This window comes from Xanthomonas sp. SHU 199 (genome assembly GCF_000364665.1).
Lineage (GTDB): Bacteria > Pseudomonadota > Gammaproteobacteria > Xanthomonadales > Xanthomonadaceae > Xanthomonas_A > Xanthomonas_A sontii.
On the sequence record NZ_AQOI01000414.1, the window covers coordinates 1 to 4328 of the forward strand.

At 68.7% G+C, this 4328-nt stretch carries 4 protein-coding genes; 1 reads left to right on the forward strand and 3 read right to left on the reverse strand.

The features are described from left to right. From D183_RS0113570 to D183_RS0113580, 3 genes are all read right to left on the reverse strand, one after another. Positions 1-454, reverse strand: a 454-nt coding sequence (locus D183_RS0113570; RefSeq protein ID WP_017909478.1) for a hypothetical protein, incomplete at its 3' end; no start/stop codon positions are given. A gap of 283 nt (positions 455-737) precedes the next feature. Further along, positions 738-1835 (reverse strand): OmpA family protein, encoded by a 1098-nt coding sequence (locus D183_RS0113575; protein WP_017909479.1) that lies wholly within the window; start codon positions 1833-1835, stop codon positions 738-740. A 277-nt stretch (positions 1836-2112) separates the two neighbouring features. Further along, the gene (locus D183_RS0113580; RefSeq protein WP_017909480.1) at positions 2113-3024 is read right to left on the reverse strand and encodes a LysR family transcriptional regulator; all 912 of its coding nucleotides are present in this window, start codon (positions 3022-3024) and stop codon (positions 2113-2115) included. 99 nt (positions 3025-3123) lie between these two features. Here D183_RS0113580 and D183_RS0113585 point away from each other — a divergent pair. Beyond that, on the forward strand, positions 3124-4328 hold a 1205-nt coding region (locus tag D183_RS0113585), incomplete at its 3' end, for an MFS transporter (RefSeq protein ID WP_017909481.1).

Consider the following 4328-nt stretch of genomic DNA (forward strand, 5'->3'; position numbering starts at 1 on the left):
CGGCGGCGGGTGCCGGAGCCGGACGCGCCTTGACCACGCGCACGCCGCGCGCCTTCATCCAGGCGTCGAACTCCTCGGCGGTCATGCGCTTGCCGTTCTGGCTCATGTCGAACCGCCACGGCGTGTTGTCGAAGGCGGTGGCCGGCTTGTAGGCCGCCGGATCGTTCGGCTTCACCGCGCCCGGGGTGGCATTGGCCAAGCTCTGGCAGCCTTCGGCGCGCAGCCGCAGCAGCACGCGGTCCAGCGACTGGTCGCTGCTGTAGGACTGGGTCAGCACGCCGCTGGGCATACCCAGCTGCACGTTGCGGCTGAACAGTTCCGAAGCGACCGGCGCGGCAACCGTGGCCGGCAGCGCAAGCGGCTTGGGCAGCAGATCGCCGGAGCAATCCGGTGCGGCGTGGGCCGCAGGAATCAGGGCGAGCGCGAGCAGGCTGGCCGTCACGATACGCAGCATCGGTTTTTTTCCATTCAGGCGAGTCGACGAGCGAGTGTAGGCAGGCCCCGGCGTGCTTTCAACTGTTACCGGCACTACATGCGCTAAATAATTGGGATTGCTGAAAAAATTCAGATTGAATGCTTTGTGCATTCTGCAGAAGCGGCTTCAGCCGCGGCAGGCATTTCCAGGACGTCTGTCGCGGCTGAAGCCGCTCCCACAACGGCACCGACATACATTTCCCACCCCACAAAAACAAAGCCCGGCACGAGGCCGGGCTTTGCTTGAGACTGGAAGCGTCCGATTAGTTCTGGACGTTCAGCTCGGTACGACGGTTCTTCGCACGGCCTTCCGGATTGTCCGAACCATCCGGGTTGGTGTTCGGGGCAATCGGACGGCTCTCGCCGTAGCCGATCGGACCGACCAGACGCGAAGCGCTGACGCCGTTCTTGGTCAGGTAGTCGTACACGACGCGGGCGCGGCGCTCGGACAGCTTCTGGTTGTAGGCTTCGGTACCCTTCGAGTCGGTGTGACCGGCAACCTCGACGCGCAGGTCGGGGTAACGCTTCAGGATCTCGGTGGCCTCGCCCAGGATCGCCACGGCGTCCGGACGCAGGTTCGCCTTGTTGAAGTCGAAGTTGACGCCCTTCAGGTCGATCGACACCGGCACCGGGCAGCCGTCCGGACCGATGGTCTGGCCAGGCTGGGAGTTCGGGCACTTGTCGTCGCAGTTGTTGACGCCGTCACCGTCGTCGTCCAGATCGGCGCAGCTCGGCGCAGCGGCCGGCGGCGGCGGCGGGGCGACCGGGGCAGCCGGCGGCGGGCCCAGCGGGATCACGACGCCGACCGAAGCCAGCACGTCGCCGAACCAGTTCTGCGACGGAGCGGCAACGCTCTGGTCGTCGAAGTCAGCGCGGTAGGCCACTTCGGCACGCACGGCAACGCGCTTGTCGAAGGTGGTCTGCAGACCGACGCCGGCCTTGGCGGCAAAGTTGCCGTCCTTGCGCTGGCCCGGGGAGACCGGACCGCCGGTGTCGAACTCTTCTTCCGAGCGCTGGTAGCCCAGGCCGAACAGCAGGTACGGGTTCCAGCCGCGGCCTTCCTGGATGAAGTGGCGACGCAGGTCGAACGAGATGCCGTACTGGCTCCAGTTCAGGTCCTGGTTCTTGTCGAAGTTCGGGTTCTGATAGTTCAGCTCACCGTCCAGCGACCAGTTCGGGTTGATGAACTTGCCCAGGCCCAGGGTGACGAAGGGCGCATCGTTGGTGGTGCGGTCCTTGTCCTGGAAGTTGAAACCAGCCGAACCGGTCAGGTACCAGCGGTCGTCGAATTCCTGCGCGGACGCTGCCTGGGCGACGGCCAGACCGCCCAGCAACGCGGCGGTGAGAATTTTCTTGTTCATTAATACAACTCCTTGTTTCGGGGAGATAGAAACCGGTAGAGGCATGGTTCAGTACAGATGTCTCGTCACATCCAGACGGCCGTTTCCGCACGCCATCGCCGCGCACATTATGCGCGGCATAGTGAAGATGGCGTTAACGAGCACGTAACATGTGAAAGTCAACGCCAGCCCCTCCTAGGCCGTGGATACACCCTATACAGGTTAATGAAATCCCGCAATGCGGCACGGAGATGACCGTTTGCGGTCGTAGACAACGGCCCGCAGGGCGACCCAGTTCTCACCGCGGCCGCGCCCATGGCGGCGGGTCGGCCAACTCGGCCTGCATGAACTCGACGAAGGCCCGCACCCGCGGCGGCACCAGCCGCCGCTGCGGCATCACCGCGTGGATGCCGGTCTCGGTCAGCGGGTAGTCGGCCAGCACCTGGCGCAACCGACCCTGCCGCAGGTCCTCGGCCACGTGCCATTCCGAATGCAGGGCGATGCCCTGGCCGTTGACCGCGGCATCGCGCAACACCTCGCCGAAGTTGGTCTCCAGCGGCCCGGCCACGCGGACGGCGATTTCGCCGTCGGGTCCCTGCAGCCGCCAGGTGTCCTGGCGGCCGTCGCTGCCGGTCAGCAGCAGGCAGGCGTGCGCGGCCAGGTCGGCCGGCGTGGCCGGCGTGCCGTGGCGGCGCAGGTAGTCGGGCGAGGCACAGAGCATGCGCCGATTGCCGGCCAGGCGCCGCGCGATCAGGCTGGAGTCGCGCAGGGTGCCGATGCGGATCGCCAGGTCGAAGCCTTCGCTGACCAGGTCCACGACGTTGTCGCTCAGGTGCACGCTCAGCCGCACCTGCGGATGCAGCGCCATGAAGCGCGGCAGCAGCGGCGACACATACAGGCGGCCGAACGCCGCCGACATCGTCACCCGCAGGGTGCCGGCGGCGACGACGCCGGCCTGGCGCAGGCCGCCGGCCAGCGATTCCAGGTCCTCGACCAGCGGCCGCCCCTGCTCGGCCAGTTGCAGGCCTTCCGGGGTCGGGTGCAGGCGCCGCGTGGTCCGGTGCAGCAAGCGCACGCCGAGCGCGCGCTCCAGCCGCTGCAGACGCTGGCTGGCCACCGCCACCGACAGGTCCAGACTGCGCGCGGCGGCGCTGATCGAGCCGAGGTCGAGTACGCGCAGGAACAGGGCGATGTCGCCGATCCGGTCCATTGTGTGGATTCCATTGAAAGTCGTTCAATATTTTTACTGTTTTTGCTGAGAACCTGCAGGCCTAGGCTGCCGTCCTCCCGTCACTTCCGGAGCCGCCGCATGGCCGCCTCGCTCGCCCCGCCTCCCCATCCGCCCGCTGCCGGGCGCACGCCGATCGCGCTGTTCGCGCTGACCGCTGGCGCGTTCGGCATCGGCACCACCGAGTTCGTGATCATGGGCCTGCTGCTGCAGGTCGCCGCCGACCTGCGGGTCAGCGTTCCGGCCGCCGGGCTGCTGATCTCCGGCTATGCGCTGGGCGTGTTCCTCGGCGCGCCGCTGCTGACCGTGGCCAGCCGGCGCTGGCCGCGCAAGCGCGTGCTGCTGGCGCTGATGCTGGTGTTCACCGCCGGCAACCTGGCCTGCGCGCTGGCGCCGACCTATGCGGCGCTGATGGCGGCGCGGGTGGTCACCTCGCTGGCGCACGGCACCTTCTTCGGCGTCGGCGCGGTGGTTGCCACCACCCTGGTGCCGCCGCAGCGCAAGGCCTCGGCGATCTCGACTATGTTCACCGGCCTCACCGTCGCCACCCTGCTCGGGGTGCCGGCCGGTGCCTGGCTGGGCCTGCACTACGGCTGGCGCGCCACGTTCTGGGCGGTGGCGGGGATCGGCGCGCTGGCCACCGTGGTGATCGCCGCGCTGGTGCCGGCCGACCGCGCCGCACCGGCGGCCGCGCCGCTGCGCGAGGAACTGCGCGCGGTCGGCCGCGCGCCGGTGCTGCTGGGACTGGCGACGACGGTGCTGGGCTATGCCGGCGTGTTCGCCGTGTACACCTATGTGCAGCCGCTGCTGACCCAGGTCACTGGAGTTTCCGAGAGTGCGGTGTCGCCGCTGCTGCTGGTGTTCGGCGTGGGCATGATCGTCGGCAACGTGCTCGGCGGACGTCTGGCCGACCGCCGCCCGCGGCAGGCGCTGCCGCTGAGCCTGGGCGTGCTGGCGGTGGTGCTGGCGGCACTGCCCCTCGCCTTGCCGTCGGCGCCGGCGATGACGCTGGGCATCGGCCTGCTGGGCGTGGCCGCGTTCGCCACGGTGGCGCCCCTGCAGGTGTGGGTGCTGGGCAAGGCCGGCGAGGCCGGCCGGCATCTGGCCTCGAGCCTGAACATCGGTGCGTTCAACCTGGGCAATGCGCTGGGCGCCTGGCTGGGCGGCCTGGTGCTCGGCCATGGCGGCAGCCTGTCGCAACTGCCCTGGGTGGCGGCGCTGCTGACCCTGGCCGGATTGGCGGTGGCGCTAGGTGCGCTGCGGCTGTCGCCGGCCGCTGCCACACC

Coding starts and splice junctions, on each gene's coding strand:
- D183_RS0113580 (WP_017909480.1), bottom strand. CDS start 3,024: ATGGACCGGATCGGCGACATCGCCCTGTTCCTGCGCGTACTCGACCTC.
- D183_RS0113575 (WP_017909479.1), bottom strand. CDS start 1,835: ATGAACAAGAAAATTCTCACCGCCGCGTTGCTGGGCGGTCTGGCCGTC.